Origin of the sequence: Novosphingobium sp. GV079 (assembly GCF_003058045.1) — a bacterium.
Taxonomy (GTDB): Bacteria; Pseudomonadota; Alphaproteobacteria; order Sphingomonadales; family Sphingomonadaceae; genus Novosphingobium; species Novosphingobium capsulatum.
In genome coordinates, this window is the sequence record NZ_QBUE01000031.1 from 1 (window position 1) to 13,259 (window position 13,259).

At 64.9% G+C, this 13,259-nt stretch carries 21 protein-coding genes; 7 read left to right on the top strand and 14 right to left on the bottom strand.

The genetic code is table 11. From position 1 onward, the window contains the following. The 3 genes from C8K14_RS21390 to C8K14_RS21400 form a co-directional block, all read left to right on the top strand. Positions 1–402, top strand: a 402-nt coding sequence (locus C8K14_RS21390; protein WP_208110668.1) for a hypothetical protein, incomplete at its 5' end; no start/stop codon positions are given. 119 nt (positions 403–521) lie between these two features. Then, positions 522–1,250 carry a hypothetical protein gene (locus tag C8K14_RS21395; protein ID WP_107719066.1) on the top strand — a complete coding sequence of 243 codons (729 nt, stop codon included), beginning with the start codon at positions 522–524 and terminating at the stop codon, positions 1,248–1,250. After that, complete coding sequence (locus tag C8K14_RS21400) at positions 1,247–1,744, top strand: hypothetical protein (RefSeq protein ID WP_107719068.1); 498 nt, start codon at positions 1,247–1,249, stop codon at positions 1,742–1,744. Before C8K14_RS21395 ends, C8K14_RS21400 begins: the two co-directional genes overlap by 4 nt. Positions 1,745–1,807: 63 nt before the next feature. On the opposite strand, the gene C8K14_RS22750 is transcribed toward C8K14_RS21400, so the two are convergent. After that, positions 1,808–1,987, bottom strand: coding sequence for a hypothetical protein (locus tag C8K14_RS22750; protein ID WP_133726907.1), 180 nt, complete (start codon positions 1,985–1,987; stop codon positions 1,808–1,810). Between the two features lie 92 nt (positions 1,988–2,079). On the opposite strand from C8K14_RS22750, the gene C8K14_RS21405 reads away from it, so the two are divergent. After that, entirely contained in the window at positions 2,080–2,457 is a 378-nt protein-coding gene (locus C8K14_RS21405; RefSeq protein ID WP_107719070.1) for a thermonuclease family protein, read from the top strand. A 408-nt stretch (positions 2,458–2,865) separates the two neighbouring features. On the opposite strand, the gene C8K14_RS21410 is transcribed toward C8K14_RS21405, so the two are convergent. The 12 genes from C8K14_RS21410 to C8K14_RS21460 form a co-directional block, all read right to left on the bottom strand. After that, entirely contained in the window at positions 2,866–3,261 is a 396-nt protein-coding gene (locus tag C8K14_RS21410; RefSeq protein WP_233251186.1) for a type II toxin-antitoxin system HicB family antitoxin, read from the bottom strand. A gap of 22 nt (positions 3,262–3,283) precedes the next feature. Then, complete coding sequence (locus tag C8K14_RS21415) at positions 3,284–3,466, bottom strand: type II toxin-antitoxin system HicA family toxin (RefSeq protein WP_107719073.1); 183 nt, start codon at positions 3,464–3,466, stop codon at positions 3,284–3,286. Positions 3,467–3,529: 63 nt separating this feature from the next. After that, positions 3,530–3,994 (bottom strand): phage virion morphogenesis protein, encoded by a 465-nt coding sequence (locus tag C8K14_RS21420; protein ID WP_107719075.1) that lies wholly within the window; start codon positions 3,992–3,994, stop codon positions 3,530–3,532. 5 nt (positions 3,995–3,999) lie between these two features. Further along, positions 4,000–4,479 carry a phage tail protein gene (locus tag C8K14_RS21425; RefSeq protein WP_107719077.1) on the bottom strand — a complete coding sequence of 160 codons (480 nt, stop codon included), beginning with the start codon at positions 4,477–4,479 and terminating at the stop codon, positions 4,000–4,002. Beyond that, positions 4,476–4,601: a hypothetical protein gene (locus C8K14_RS23170; RefSeq protein WP_255420087.1), complete on the bottom strand. Its 126-nt coding sequence runs from the start codon at positions 4,599–4,601 to the stop codon at positions 4,476–4,478. The genes C8K14_RS21425 and C8K14_RS23170 overlap by 4 nt, the downstream gene beginning before the upstream one ends. Then, positions 4,594–4,965, bottom strand: a complete 372-nt coding sequence (locus tag C8K14_RS21430) for a hypothetical protein (RefSeq protein ID WP_062784983.1) — start codon at positions 4,963–4,965, stop codon at positions 4,594–4,596. The genes C8K14_RS23170 and C8K14_RS21430 overlap by 8 nt, the downstream gene beginning before the upstream one ends. A gap of 4 nt (positions 4,966–4,969) precedes the next feature. After that, positions 4,970–5,188, bottom strand: a complete 219-nt coding sequence (locus C8K14_RS21435; protein ID WP_107719079.1) for a tail protein X — start codon at positions 5,186–5,188, stop codon at positions 4,970–4,972. Then, positions 5,185–5,370 carry a hypothetical protein gene (locus C8K14_RS21440; RefSeq protein ID WP_107719081.1) on the bottom strand — a complete coding sequence of 62 codons (186 nt, stop codon included), beginning with the start codon at positions 5,368–5,370 and terminating at the stop codon, positions 5,185–5,187. Before C8K14_RS21440 ends, C8K14_RS21435 begins: the two co-directional genes overlap by 4 nt. Next, positions 5,370–5,843 carry a head completion/stabilization protein gene (locus tag C8K14_RS21445; protein ID WP_107719083.1) on the bottom strand — a complete coding sequence of 158 codons (474 nt, stop codon included), beginning with the start codon at positions 5,841–5,843 and terminating at the stop codon, positions 5,370–5,372. The genes C8K14_RS21440 and C8K14_RS21445 overlap by 1 nt, the downstream gene beginning before the upstream one ends. A 101-nt stretch (positions 5,844–5,944) precedes the next feature. Further along, on the bottom strand, positions 5,945–6,685 hold the full coding sequence (gpM, locus tag C8K14_RS21450; protein ID WP_233251187.1) for a phage terminase small subunit: 741 nt from the start codon (positions 6,683–6,685) through the stop codon (positions 5,945–5,947). A 176-nt stretch (positions 6,686–6,861) separates the two neighbouring features. Next, positions 6,862–7,944 carry a phage major capsid protein, P2 family gene (locus C8K14_RS21455; protein WP_107719085.1) on the bottom strand — a complete coding sequence of 361 codons (1,083 nt, stop codon included), beginning with the start codon at positions 7,942–7,944 and terminating at the stop codon, positions 6,862–6,864. A gap of 36 nt (positions 7,945–7,980) precedes the next feature. Beyond that, on the bottom strand, positions 7,981–8,859 hold the full coding sequence (locus tag C8K14_RS21460) for a GPO family capsid scaffolding protein (RefSeq protein WP_107719087.1): 879 nt from the start codon (positions 8,857–8,859) through the stop codon (positions 7,981–7,983). A 145-nt stretch (positions 8,860–9,004) separates the two neighbouring features. Here C8K14_RS21460 and C8K14_RS21465 point away from each other — a divergent pair, with 145 nt between their 5' ends. From C8K14_RS21465 to C8K14_RS21475, 3 genes are all read left to right on the top strand, one after another. Beyond that, positions 9,005–10,873 (top strand): terminase large subunit domain-containing protein, encoded by a 1,869-nt coding sequence (locus C8K14_RS21465; protein ID WP_107719088.1) that lies wholly within the window; start codon positions 9,005–9,007, stop codon positions 10,871–10,873. After that, positions 10,866–11,906, top strand: coding sequence for a phage portal protein (locus C8K14_RS21470; protein WP_107719090.1), 1,041 nt, complete (start codon positions 10,866–10,868; stop codon positions 11,904–11,906). The genes C8K14_RS21465 and C8K14_RS21470 overlap by 8 nt, the downstream gene beginning before the upstream one ends. A 155-nt stretch (positions 11,907–12,061) precedes the next feature. Next, positions 12,062–12,874, top strand: coding sequence for a DNA adenine methylase (locus tag C8K14_RS21475; RefSeq protein WP_107719092.1), 813 nt, complete (start codon positions 12,062–12,064; stop codon positions 12,872–12,874). Here the strand turns inward: C8K14_RS21475 and C8K14_RS21480 are convergent. Next, a partial coding sequence (locus tag C8K14_RS21480) for an SOS response-associated peptidase family protein (RefSeq protein ID WP_199223793.1) occupies positions 12,861–13,259 on the bottom strand: 399 nt, incomplete at its 5' end. The genes C8K14_RS21475 and C8K14_RS21480 overlap by 14 nt on opposite strands.

Consider the following 13,259-nt stretch of genomic DNA (forward strand, 5'->3'; position numbering starts at 1 on the left):
AAGGCTGCCGCCATGAAACCGACCAAGGTGGTCCGCATGGGCAACAGCCTGATCGCCACCTATCCGGTGGCGCGTGGGCGTTATCTGGTGAAGGACGATACCATCGCTGGAGGGCTGCAGACCAATCTGGGCTATTCCCTGGTGGATGCCGCCGGCAATCCCGTCCCGATCAGCAATGCTCGGATCGTCGGCCGCAACCAGATCGCCGTGGACTTTGCCAGTGCCTGGGCGGCGGGCTGGATACTGCGCTACGGCTTTGCCGACAGCAGCGGCGGCGCCGTGTTTGGCAAAGGCAATATCCGCGACAACACCGGCGATACCCTGATCTACATTGGCTCGGCCAATTTGGGCAATGTGCCCATGCACAACTGGGCGCTGCATAGCGAAACACCGGTCACCTGACGACGCAGTCGACGCACACCGTCGCGCACGTGTGGCGGCGGACGGGACAACGGCGTGCCGATTCAATCGCGCGCGCGCAATGGCATGGCGGGCACTCTCCCTTTCGCGAGGTGCCTGCCATGATCGACGTTTGCAACACCCAGGCCGCCCTGGCCCAGGTCGGCTATGCCCCCGGCCCCCTCGATGGCGCCTGGGGGCCATCTACCTGCACTGCGCTGCTGGCGCACCAGGCGCAGCGCCAGCCCGATGCCATGCTGCGCGCGCTTGGCCGTGCGGCTGCTGTTGAATTGCCCCGGCACGGGATCACCAACACGCCTGCGCGCCTCGCCGAATGGCTGGCGCAGACAGGCAATGAAACCGGCAGCTACACGCGGTTTGAAGAGAACTTGCGCTATTCGGCGCGGCGCCTGCTCGAGATTTGGCCATCGCGGTTCAAGACGCTGGCCCAGGCGCTTCCCTATGCCTGGGATGCATCCGACCCCGATCGCGAAGACATTGCCCTGGCCAACCTGGTCTATGGCGCGCGCATGGGCAACCAGGCCAACGGCACGGCCGACAACGACGGCTGGGACTATCGCGGCGGGGGCTTGATCCAGCACACCGGGAAGGCCGAGTTTGACACGCTTTTCGCGCGCCTGGGTGTGACCGCTGCGCAGATCCACGGCGGCGATCCGGTGGCAATGGTGCGTGCTTGCTGCGACTATTGGGATCGCGTCGGCGCCAATGCCTATTGCGACCGGGGCGACTTTCTCGGCTTGCGCAAGCGCGTCAACGGCGGGCTGTTCGACGTCGACAAGGTCGCCACGAGGCGCGCGCGCAGCCTGGCAGTGCTGGGCGGCGCGGCATGACTGGCCTGCGCGCAATCCTTGCCCGCTGGTCCACAAGCCTCGCGCTGGTCGCCGCTCTGGCCTTTGTGGCGATGACGGCGGCGGCGCTCCACTTTCGCGGCGCGGCGCGCACGGAAGCACTCGGCCGCGCCGCCGATCGCGCGGGCTACGTCGCCGCGCAAGCCGAAGCCACTCGCCTCGCTGCCGAGGCGATCCATCACCAGGAAGCGGTCTATCGCATGAAGGCCGCGCAACAGGACCAGGCCCATGAAACCGAACTTGCCCACGCTCGCGCTGCTGGCGCTGCCTATGCTGCTGCTCATCGGGTGCAGCGCCAAGCCGCTCCAGGTGCAGGCAGCGCGGCCACTGCCGCCGCCACGGGTGACGGTGCCAGCCTTCGCGCGGAAGTGCCCGCCGCTGGTGTCATGGTATCCGACGCGGACGTGCAAGCCTGTAGCGAAGTGACCGCCTATGCGCTCACCCTGCGGGATTGGGCACTGTCTTTGGATGACTGATCGCTTGTAAAGATCCTTGGCGCCCCCGATGCCGTGTCGCACAACCGGGGGCGCCGGATCAGATCACTTCGGGCACTTGATGAAGCGACCCTTGGCGTCCTTGCACGGCTTTTTGGGTGTGGGCTTTGCCGCCGGACATTTGATGAACTTGCCCTTGGCATCCTTGCACGGCGCGGCATGGACGACCATTGGCGCTGCAGTCATGGCCAATGCGGTGGCAATTGCGATTGTCAGCTTACGCACGATGCGCTCTCCTTCACTGCCCCCTGCTAGCCCGCCGGTGTACAGTTTACCGCGTGCCGGCGTGAGTAAACAAGTGTCAAGGATGCCGGCAGATGCCCACTTCGTTTATTGCCCTGGCGATGTCTGCGTTGATCTGCGCGCATCCTGCCGTGCATGATGGGGATACGATCCGCTGTGGGCGGGAGCGCGTGCGCCTGGCGAACATCGACGCGCCGGAACTGCCGGGCAGCGAGCGCTGCACGCCCGCATCGCGGCGGCGCCTGGCCTATAGCCGCAACCCGGCCTGGTGCGATGCCACGCTGGGCAGGCGGGCACGCAACGCTTTGGCTGTCTATCTACGACAGGGAACGGTGCGGCTGATCCCGCAAGGGCGGGATCGATACGACCGCATGTTGGCGCGCGTCACCGTCAATGGGCATGACGCGGGGGCGTTTCTGATCAGCCGGGGCCTCGCCCACCCCTGGCGATAAGGGGGCATTAGCAAAGCCGGAAGGCGGAATGCGCCCAGTTGCGGACATCGGTTGACGCTGTCATGCTTAGCTGTGCGTTGATGCGTGCAATTCGGTCCAGATGAGGCCCAGAATGTCCTGGAGAACGGCAATCGAGTGGGCAGTGTTTGCCGTTGCCTCTGTCGTGCTTTGGCTCGCGGCCGGACTTTACATGTTCATAGCAGGTGGGGCTTCCTGCCAGGTTACAGGAACCTGCTTGCTGGACCGATCAATCGTCTTTCTTACGCTTCTGTTGCTTCCCGCGCAGGCAGGTGCGTTTGCATGGCTTCGTTCGCGCCAGCGCCGCCGAGGCACCTCGATCTGAGTCCGCTTCCCACCAATCCCGGTCGCTTCATTGACCACAGAATTTTTCCAAGCTCCTCCATCTCGTCAATGTGCGCCGCGAATCTCGTTGCGCGCCGCCTCGGCCAAAAAGGCACTCCGCGTGAGACGTCTTGCAGCGGCGGCAGCGTCGATGGCATCGAGCATGCCACGGTCGAGCGACACGTTGACGCGCACCGGCTTTCCCGTGGTGTGCATGTAGGGCACGGCCATCAGGAAAGCGCCTTCGGCCAGATCGTCGGCCACTTCGGCCTTGATCGCTTCCATGCTGCGCGGCTCTGCCAAGGGCTGATCCTCAAACCAAAGCTCGAGGGCCTCAACGGCCTGGGGCAGCACCTCGGCCAGGGTGTCAGCGGCTGAAAAGCAGCCGGGCAGGTCGGGGAAGGTCACCCCCCAGGCGCTGTCTTCGTCCTTGTGGACCAGGGCAATAAAGGTTTTCATCATCTCACTCCGAACGGCGGGTGGCTCAAAGCCAGCCCGCCATTTTTGCTATCGACCGGGCGGTGCCCAGCGGCAGGTCTTTCTTGGGGTGCGGGACGATCACCGTCTGGCCGCCCTTGCGGAACTTATGGTGGGAACCCTTGGTCGAAACTAGTTCCCAGCCTTCCGCTTCAAGGCGCTTGACGATCTTTTTGCTGTCCCGTTCCATGTGTAATTATTTACACAACGGGAGAGGGCGCGCAAGGGAAATGTGTATTTATTTGCGCATTTTCTAATCTAGGAGATTGATGCTTTCTTCCTCGATCAGTACGATATCGGCCTCGCTCAAGCCCAGCAGCCGCCGTGCGGCATAGCGCACGCGGATGGAATTGCGGATACGCGGATCGACAGGCGCTTCCTCGCCGAAGTGGTGCACCGCGGCGGTGCGCTGGATCAGGGGGCGGAAGCTGACCACCACTTCATCGGTGCGGGCAACGCCTCGCAGGTTGCGCGCCAAGGCGGCCTTCGGAAACATGCGGGCCTTGCGCTTGCGCAGGCGCCCGCGTCGGTCGCGCTGGCTTTTGCGCGGTTCCATGGGCGAACCATCGGGTTGCACATTGTCGCGGATTCGCTTGGCGTTGCGGTCGCGCAGGGCCTTGGCCAGCTTGCGTGTGAGCTTGCGGCGTTCGGCCGGCTTGAGGCGTTGGAGATAGCCTTCCAGCCAGGGCGCCAGGTGGTCGAGGCCGCCGTCTGCCATTGGCTTCAATCCAGATCGCGCGGGGCGACCTGCTGGCCATCGACCCAGATCGAGGTGAGGCCGGGACCGATCTGGCTGATATCGGGGATCAGCGGCACCGCCTGGGCGACTGTGGCGAGGTTCCAGCGGCCCGCATCGCCGGGCGTGGCCGTGACCGCTTCGTTGAGCGACAACGTGATCTGCACATCGACTGCGCCGGCATCGAGGATATCGACTTCGAAGGGGATACCCTCGGCGCCGCTGGCGAGCAGATCGGGCTGCTGGGCGCGCAGCCAATCGCACACGGTGAACATGATCACATCGGGATCGCCGGCATAACCGCTGATCAGCACGATCAGGTCATATTCCCAGGCAAAGCCGCGCTGCGCACCCTGGCGCGCGATCACTTTGCCCTTTTCCACCCACATGGCCAGGCGATCGGGATCGCGGCCGAGCTCGGGCAAAAGCGCGGTGATCGCCGCGCGCAGGAGATCTGGCTTTTTCACCGCGACGCGCCGGTACGGCGATGCGCGCGCAAGGTGAGGTGGTGGGGCGCGGCCAGGGCGGCCGCGATGGCCGCGCCAGCCAGGCTGGCGAGTGTGATCGCGCCGATCAGGATATCACCCATTGCCGATCTCCCCGCCGGCAGGCTCGGGAAGCCCCAAGCGCTTGCGGAACAGCCACGCTGCGCCATCGAGCAGCAAGGCAAAGCCGACCATGCCCTGCGCCATGGCGATCAACACCGCCACCACGGGATCGAGGTGGTAGAAACTGACCAGCACCACCGACACGGTGGCGAAGGCGGGCAGGGCCGAAACTTCGCCAATCGCGACATAGCGGCGGCGGCGGTGCCAGTGTTCAGCCAGCGCGGGATCGACCGGCGGATCGCCTGCCAGGCCATAGAGGCGCAGCCCGAGCTTGGCCGCGACCACGGTGGCGGCGGCGAACAGGCTGGCCAGCCACCAGAAGAAGAAATCGCGCCAGTCGGCCATGGTGTCAGTCCCAATAGTTGGTGGTGTCGAGCGTGGTGGTTGCGTCAGTTGCCGGCGGATCGGGCAGGATAACTGTGGTGCCCTCGGCGATCTGTGCGGAAAGCGAGAGGCCAGGGTTGAGATCGAGCGCCGCCTCGACCACCCCGCCGGCAGTGGTGCCGAGCACCCGCCAGCACACGGCATCGAGCATTTCGCCCTGCTGTGCGGTGGCGGTGTTGGTCATGCGCCTATCCCCATGGTTTCGTTGATTTCGCGGCGTGCTGGGCGAGCCAATATCATGCTCTGAAGCACATGCAGATTCTGGCAGAACTCGGCGCGATCGCTGGGGTGTTCGACCGGGAGGGCAAGGAAAGCGTTCCACAGATTGACTGTGATGCCCAGGAACTCTTTTTCCTGTTCCGTCATCAGATCAACTCGATCGCGACGCGCGTGGTGCCGAGAAGATCGCGGATCGCCTCGGTGCACATGCGGCGGTAATCGGCGGCGGTGAGCTTCTCGTCGTCGGCGCGGGCCTGGCCGTGGGTGGTGGCGGTCACGTCGCGGTGGGTTTCGGCCAGTTCGGCCGCAGCCGCGCAGCGCACCGCGCGGGTATAGAGCACCACGGCGCGCGGCTTGCCGCCGATGGTGCGGGCGGGTTCCACCTCGGCCAGGCTGGCGCAGCCTTCCGCCTCACGCGCGGCCCGCCAGGTTGCCAGTTCGCCTTCGACCGTGAGCAGGCCGCCTTCCAGTGCCGCCAGCAGGCGGGCGTGGGTGACGACTTCGCCCAGGCGCAGCGCATCGCGCATGGCGTTACAGTCGATGTCCGGCCACCAGCCATCGCCCGGCATGGTCGAGCCGGGTGGTGAGACGGGATCGGGTGGGACGCTGACAAAGCTCATGAGCGCAGGCTTTCGGAGGGGGTGGGGGGTGAGGGCGCGGGCGAGGGGAGCGGATGCTTCCCCGACCGTTCCCGCCCCCCGGCGCGGGTGGCGCAGCTTGTTCAGTCGTTGGCGGCGGGCAGCTTCTTGAGCTCGGCGGTGAGCTTTTCGATGATCTTCTTCACGCCCGCGTTCTGGTCGAGCTCGAGCGCGCGGCCGACGTGGTCGAGCGCGGCATCGACCAGGGCGCGCTTGCCGCCGGCACGCTGGCTTTCCGCCTCGGGATCGAAGGCATCGGCTTCGGCCTGGAAGGCGAGGCCGAGCGCCTTGTGCAGCTTGGCGCGCACCTGGTCGGGCATGTCGTGATCGGCGGTGAGGGCGAGGGTCCGCTCAAGCACTTCGCGTGGCACGCCACTGGCGACGCGCAGCGCGCTGTCGGCGACTTCCTCGGCCAAAACGACGGCGGGGCTGCGCTTGTAGCGTTCGGGCAGGCCGAGATTGGCGGTGAGGATATGCGCGCCCAGCTGGAGCGCCAGCGGCCAATCGCCCACGTCGATCGCCCAGACCAGCATCGTGCCGACGATATCGTCCTGCACCGGCGGATCGGAACGCATCGACCCTTCGACCCAGGCGCGATAGCGGCCGATCATGCCAGCCTTGGCGGCGATCTTGCGCTCGACCGACTGGATCTGGCGCAGGCTCTGCAAATCCTGGCCGAGCGCGGCGAGCAGCAGGGCATATTCGCTCGCCACCGGGCCAGTGGTGGGCATCGGCGCGGGCGCATCGGCGGCGCGCGGCGTGGCACTGGCGGCGCCGGCCTGGGCCGCGCGATGCAATTCACGGTGACGGCGAGCGAGAGACATGGGCGGTTCTCCTGGGTTGTAAAACCTGCCCAGCGCGGCCCCATAAATTCGGAGGGATGCCGACGCTGGGCAGGGAAGGGGCACCGTTTGCCGCCCCTTTTGTGGGGGTGGCCCCTGCCGCAAAGGAAACAAACGGCAGGGGCCGGGGCAGCGGGCATTGCCGCCGCCTCGCAACATCAAGCCGGCTTGGGCGCCAGCACGATATTTTCGACGAAGGCGCTCTTGCCGTAATCCTCGACCACGTAAGCCACATTGGCGCTCTCGTAGTTTGCCATGCGGTTGTATTCGCTTTCGTCCTTCAGCTGGCGACGGCGGGTTTCTTCCTCCTCGTAGATCGAGAGGTTATCGAGGCTGGTGATCAGCAGGGCGCGGGCCGGGAAGAACGGCACGCGCACGGCGGGAAGTCCCCCGATCTGCTTTTCGGAGCGCAGGATGCGGTCGCGCGCTTCCTGCTCGGTGGCCTTGTCCCCGGCGTTGTTGATCATCGGGAAGTACTTGTCGTGCACCAGGTCGCGCCCGACGATCACGACCAGGTCGGTGCTGTCGCGCTGCCATTCGTCGAGCAGTTCGATGGCGTCGATCACCAGCGCGTCGAGGTTCACATAGTCGGCACGGGCGGTGGCGGCATTGCCGGCATCCGGGTTGTAGACATCCACTCCCGACGCAACGTAGATCGCCTTGGTCGGATCGGCGGTGAGGGCGCCATCGTTCAGCCAGCGCGCCGGGGCGACGGTGCGGATCTTGTGCAGCCAGCCCTTGTTCACGTCCTGCAGCAGCGGATTGGCGGCGCGGTCGGTCTGCGCCGCCACGCTGGTGCCGTTCCACCCGATCATGATGGTGTCGCGGCCCTGCTGCTTGAGGATCGCGTCGCGCAGGATCGTTTCGAACTCGGGCTTGTGGCGCCAGGCGTCTAGCTTGGCATAGGGAATGGCCCAGTCGAAGTCGGTCTTTTCGCAGCGATAGGTATCCATCTCGCTGGTGTCGGTCGCATCGGTGGGCTGGCGACGGTTGTTGTTGGCGGTGTTGGTACGCCCGGCAATCGGACGGGTGACCCCGATGCCGACCTTCTGACCTTCCTGCTGGGGCACCATGGTCATATTGATCGAGGAGAGGAATTCGCTCGACTGCTGGATGCGTTCGACCAGGGTTTGCTGCACCACCGGAGCAACGGTGAACTGCACGGTCGCATCCGGCACATTGTTGATCAGCGCAATCTGGCTGACATAGCTGTTGAACAGAACGCGGGTTTCGTTGCGCATGGATCGTTCCTTGAAAAGAGAGGGCCGGCCTGCCGATCAGCAGTCGGTGCGCACGCGGTTGTCGCCGCCGGTGGCGGGCTGGCGCTGCGTGAAGGCGGTTGCGGCCGTGCGCTCGAGCGTGGCCGCGATCTCAGCCACCTGGCCTTCAAGAGCCGCCGCGCGCTGGCCGCTGGCCTGGGCGAAGGTCTGGAAACTGGTTGCCAGTTCCGTGACCGCCTGGCTCATTGCCTGGGTCAGGGCGGTGAAGGCCGTGGCATCGGCACCGGGCTGGGCAGCGGGCGCAGCCGGCGCGGGAGCCGGTGCAGGAGCCGGTTCCACCTGCTGGCGTGCGGTGAGCCCGTCGAAGAAGGCGGCGATCTTGCCGATCAGGCCGGTGGCCGGATCGTCGGTTTCGTCGGCCAGTTCGAGCTGGAATTCCTCAGCCACGCTGAACAGGTTGGCCGGATCGAGCTTGCGGGCGCGCAGCGGCGACTTGTCGCCCTGGGCAGCCGCGAACTGCAGCATTTCCGTGCCCAGGCTGGCGGGGCTGTCCGTCACGGCAAGGCCGACGAGATAGGCCTTGTTGGTGCCGGCAAAGTTCGGGCTGATTTCGATCGAGCTATAGAGCTTCTGGCCCGCCTTGTTCATCGCCACCAGCGGATCGAGCGCGTCGATCTCGGCGAAGAGCGCCAGGCGCTTTTCGGTCTTGCCGCCCACCGTCAACTGCACGTCTTCGGTGCGCAGCGACAGCACGTCGCCCAGCGCCTGAAACGGCGGATCGGCAGTGATGCCCCGGATATGCTCCAGGTTGACCCGCGCGGCATAGGTAGTGCGGTCGTAAGTCTCGGCCGCGTCGATCAGCCACTGGCGTTCGATGGCGCGGCCATCGGTGGTGGCGCCTTCGACGGCGACGCGGAAAAAGCGGGACTTGGGCATTCGGGGCTCCGGTCCAGGAGTTACGGCGGGACAACCGCAACAGGCACCGGATTGCGCAACATCTCAACGCGGGCGCGTTGTGAAACCGGGAGCTACAATCGGCCCCCGCCGACAGCCCCGCCGAAGGGCCATAGCGTGGCTGGCGATGGAGCAGCCCCCCGACAACGACAACCTCGATACCGAGCCCGACGCGCCCACGTCAGGGGCTGACGTCGTGCCGATTGCCGAACGCGTGGCGCAGCGGATCGAGGCACGCTCGCTCTATTGGCGGGGCTGGTCGATCGCGCAGATCGCCGAGGAGACCGGCCTTGCTGTCTCTACGCTATCCAGCTGGAAGCAGCGCCAGCGCTGGGATGCGGCCAGCCCGCGTGCCCGGGCCGAGGAATGCCTGTGGGTCCGCTATCAGACTCTGCTGGCCAAGGAGCAGAAGACCGGCAGCGACTTCAAGGAAATCGACCTGCTCGGCCGCCAGTTCGTGACGTTCGCGCGCATCGGCAAGTTTGCCGGCGACGATGGCAACGAGGCCGATCTCAACCCTGACCGGGCCAAGGGCGCCAAGGCCACGAACGCCAAGAAGGAAAAGGCCAAGAACCTGATCACGCCGGAAATGGCGGCCGCCCTGCGCGCCGACATGGTGGCGGGCCTGTTCGGCCACCAGGAAACCTGGCTCTCGACCACGCATCTGCGCACGCGCATGATCGTGAAGAGCCGGCAGATCGGCGCGACCTGGTACTTCGCGCGCGAACGGCTGCTGGTGGCGCTGGAAACCGGCAAGAACCAGATTTTCCTGTCGGCCTCGCGCGCCCAGGCCAACATCTTCCGCGCCTATATCGTGCAGTGGGTGCAGAAGGTTTGCGGGGTGACGCTCAAGGGCGATCCCATCGCTATCCAGCGCGGGGAGGACGAGACCGGCGCGCCACTCGATCCGGTCGAGCTCTACTTCCTGGGCACCAATTACCGCACCGCCCAGGGCTATCACGGCGACGTGATTATCGACGAGTGCTTCTGGATCTACGGCTTCGAAGAGCTTTTCAAAGTCGCCGCAGCGATGGCAACGCACAAGATCTACACGCGCACGCTGTTCTCTACGCCCAGCACGCTGGCGCACGAAGCCTATCCAATGTGGGCCGGCGAACGATTTAACCGCCGCCGGGCCAAGGCCGACAAGGTCCGCATCGGCATCGATCATGCGGACTTGAAGGATGGTGCGATCGGCGCCGACGGCATCTGGCGCCAGATCGTCACCGTGTTCGACGCGATCGCCAAGGGCTTCGACCTGGTCGACGTTGCCGAGCTCCAGCGCGAAAACTCGCTGGACGAGTTCGACAACCTGTTCCGCTGCCTGTTCCTCGACGACAGCCAGTCGATGTTCCCCTTCGAGATCATGCGCCGCTGCATGGTCGACAGCTGGGAAATATGGCGCGACTTTCAGCCCTATGCCGCGCGGCCTTACGAGGGCGAAGTCTGGCTGGGCTACGATCCCAACGCATCGGAAAACGGCACCGGGGATGATGCCGCGCTGGTGGCGCTCGCGGCTCCGGCTACGCCCGGCGGCAGGTTCCGCATCCTCGAAAAGAAGCGCCTCAAGGGGCTGCAGTTCGACGAACAGGCCGCCGCGATTCGCGAAATGGCTGGTCGCTACCGCGTCACGAAAATTGCCATCGACACCACGGGCGTGGGCAAGGCGGTGGAGCAGCTGGTGCGCAAGTGGTTCCCGCTGGTCACCCCGATCGTCTATTCACCGCTGACCAAGAGCCAGATGGTGCTGAAAGCCAAGAACGTGATCAGCGCCGGACGCCTGCAGTTCGACGCGGGCTGGCTCGACGTGATGAGCGCCTTCATGGCGATCCGCCCGGAAATCACCAAGCACGGCATCACCTATGTCGCCGGCCGCGCAGGCGGCGTGGGCCATGCCGACCTGGCCTGGGCGACGATGCACGCGATCTATTTCGAACCGCTCGACGCCAGCGAGGCTGTCGGCGGCACTTCCACTATGGAGATCTTCGATGTCTGATGAACTGGCCGCCGACGCGGGCACTAACCTGCCTGCACCGGCGGGTTCCGTCGCATTCGCCTTTGGCGACGCCGTGCCCGTGCTAGACCGGCGCGAGATCTTCGATCTGTTCGAAGTGGCCAACAATGGCCGCTGGTATGAACCGCCGATCTCCCAGGCCGGTCTGGGCCGCTGCTATCGCATGGCGGCGCACCATCAATCGGCTATCCTGCTCAAGCGCAATCTGCTGGTGTCCAGCTTTGTGCCGAGCCGCTGGCTATCGAAGAGCGACTTTTCGCGCTGGGCGCTGGACTGGCTGATCTTCGGCAACGGTTATCTCGAAAGCGTGCCGAACCTCGCGGGGCGGCCAGCGGCGCTGAAGCCATCGCCGGCTGCGTTCACCCGCGTGGGGCTCAAGCCGGGGCAGTTTTTCTATGTGCCCGGAATGTGGCTGAAAGACGCGGCAGAGTTCCGCACCGGATCTGTGCACCACCTGCTTGAGCCCGATCCTATGCAGGAAATCTATGGGATGCCCGAATACCTGTCAGCGCTTCAGGCCGGCCTGCTCAATGAGGCCGCCACGCTATTCCGCCGCAAGTATTACATCAACGGCAGCCACGCGGGCTATATCCTCTATGTCAGCGAGGAGAACTTCTCCGACAAGGACAGCGAGAAAATGCGCGAGGCGATGCGCCAGAGCAAGGGGCCGGGGAACTTCCGCAACTTCTTCCTGCACATCGCCAAGGGCAAGCCCGAGGGCGTGAAGGTCATCCCGATCGGAGAGGTTGGCGCCAAGGATGCCTTCACCGACATCAAGGACATGACCGCTCAGGATATGCTGGCCTCGCACCGCGTGCCGCCGCAGCTGCTGGGCATCGTGCCCAAGAACAGTGGCGGCTTTGGCAATGTGGTCGATGCCGCCCGCACCTTTTACCAACTCGAGATCGTGCCCATTCAGCAGCGCATGTTGGAGGTGAACGACTGGCTGGGTGCCCAGGCACTGGCTTTCGAGACGCCTGATGTGGCAGCGGTCGCGGCGCAGAGCGCGCGCTAATCAAGTTTCTCGCCTCCCCAGGCCAATGGGTAGGCGGGGGAAGGGGCGCGGCAACGCCCATTCCGACGACTGCAGATCGTCATGTCCCAAGACAGGCCCATCCGAGGCCATCCCGCCTGCCGACTCGGCGACGGAACATATAAGGAACATTTACGATGTTGTCGAATGTGCTCGACCAGCTTGAGCCGGTCAGCCTTACACGCCCGCCGGCGCCTTACATTGGTGGCAAGAAGATGCTCGCCAAGCGCCTGGTGGCGCGGATCAATGCCGTGCCGCACCGCCTCTACGCCGAACCATTCGTCGGCATGGGCGGAATTTTTTTCCGACGTGACCAGCGGCCCAAATGCGAAGTGATCAACGACTGGTCGGAGGACGTGGCCACATTTTTCCGCATCCTGCAGCGGCACTATGTGGCGTTCATGGACATGCTGCGCTGGCAAGTGACTTCGCGCGCGGGGTTCGAGAGACTGCGCGCCCAGGATCCTGCGACGTTGACCGATCTCGAGCGGGCGGCGCGGTTTCTCTACCTTCAGAAGCTTACTTTTGGCGGGAAGGTGGCCCAGCGGACGTTTGGCGTTGCCACGGACGGACCAGCGCGGTTTGACGTGGCCAAGATCGGGCCTGTTCTTGAGGCGGCGCACGAGCGGCTTTCCAGCGTCGTAATCGAGCGGTTGCCTTGGTCGGACTTCTTGGCGCGCTATGATCGGCCGGGGACGCTATTTTATCTCGATCCACCGTATTTTGGATGCGAGGGAGACTATGGCCGCAATCTGTTCGATCGGGGCCAGTTCGAGGCAATGGCCGATCAGCTGCGCGGCATAAACGGGCGCTTTATCTTGTCGCTCAATGATCGGCCCGAGGTGCGGAGGATCTTCGACGGGTTCGAGATCGAGGCGGTGCCGGTGCGCTACACTGTCGGCGGCATGGCGCAGAGCCAGGTCGTGGGCGAGGTGATCATTTCGAACTGAAGGGACTTGTGGGAGGTGGGGCGCGATGCTGCCCTGCCTCCCAGCTCCAAGTTACCAGCGATTCACGGCCGCCATCTTTCCACGAGATGCTAGTGGGCATGACGAAAATATCGTCTGCAGGCCAAGGTCGATCGAATTGCTGAAGATCTGCCAGTGGGGCGTTGAGCCAGGTATCCCAGTCCTCGCGTGCCAGGATCACTGGTGACCGATCATGGATCGAGGCCAACTCGGGAGCGTTGCGCGTCATCACGCCGGTATAAACCGGCCCCCAATCCTCGCTGTCTCGCCATAAGCCGGCCCACGCGAACATCGATGTGGAGCGCAATGTCAGCCAGGCGGTTGTCATCGAGCCAGATTCCCCGATCGCTTCGGCATAGGCAGACGC

Coding starts and splice junctions, on each gene's coding strand:
- C8K14_RS21395 (WP_107719066.1), top strand. CDS start 522: ATGATCGACGTTTGCAACACCCAGGCCGCCCTGGCCCAGGTCGGCTAT.
- C8K14_RS21400 (WP_107719068.1), top strand. CDS start 1,247: ATGACTGGCCTGCGCGCAATCCTTGCCCGCTGGTCCACAAGCCTCGCG.
- C8K14_RS21405 (WP_107719070.1), top strand. CDS start 2,080: ATGCCCACTTCGTTTATTGCCCTGGCGATGTCTGCGTTGATCTGCGCG.
- C8K14_RS21410 (WP_233251186.1), bottom strand. CDS start 3,261: ATGATGAAAACCTTTATTGCCCTGGTCCACAAGGACGAAGACAGCGCC.
- C8K14_RS21415 (WP_107719073.1), bottom strand. CDS start 3,466: ATGGAACGGGACAGCAAAAAGATCGTCAAGCGCCTTGAAGCGGAAGGC.
- C8K14_RS21420 (WP_107719075.1), bottom strand. CDS start 3,994: ATGGCAGACGGCGGCCTCGACCACCTGGCGCCCTGGCTGGAAGGCTAT.
- C8K14_RS23170 (WP_255420087.1), bottom strand. CDS start 4,601: ATGGGTGATATCCTGATCGGCGCGATCACACTCGCCAGCCTGGCTGGC.
- C8K14_RS21430 (WP_062784983.1), bottom strand. CDS start 4,965: ATGGCCGACTGGCGCGATTTCTTCTTCTGGTGGCTGGCCAGCCTGTTC.
- C8K14_RS21435 (WP_107719079.1), bottom strand. CDS start 5,188: ATGACCAACACCGCCACCGCACAGCAGGGCGAAATGCTCGATGCCGTG.
- C8K14_RS21440 (WP_107719081.1), bottom strand. CDS start 5,370: ATGACGGAACAGGAAAAAGAGTTCCTGGGCATCACAGTCAATCTGTGG.
- C8K14_RS21445 (WP_107719083.1), bottom strand. CDS start 5,843: ATGAGCTTTGTCAGCGTCCCACCCGATCCCGTCTCACCACCCGGCTCG.
- gpM (WP_233251187.1), bottom strand. CDS start 6,685: ATGTCTCTCGCTCGCCGTCACCGTGAATTGCATCGCGCGGCCCAGGCC.
- C8K14_RS21455 (WP_107719085.1), bottom strand. CDS start 7,944: ATGCGCAACGAAACCCGCGTTCTGTTCAACAGCTATGTCAGCCAGATT.
- C8K14_RS21460 (WP_107719087.1), bottom strand. CDS start 8,859: ATGCCCAAGTCCCGCTTTTTCCGCGTCGCCGTCGAAGGCGCCACCACC.
- C8K14_RS21465 (WP_107719088.1), top strand. CDS start 9,005: ATGGAGCAGCCCCCCGACAACGACAACCTCGATACCGAGCCCGACGCG.
- C8K14_RS21470 (WP_107719090.1), top strand. CDS start 10,866: ATGTCTGATGAACTGGCCGCCGACGCGGGCACTAACCTGCCTGCACCG.
- C8K14_RS21475 (WP_107719092.1), top strand. CDS start 12,062: ATGTTGTCGAATGTGCTCGACCAGCTTGAGCCGGTCAGCCTTACACGC.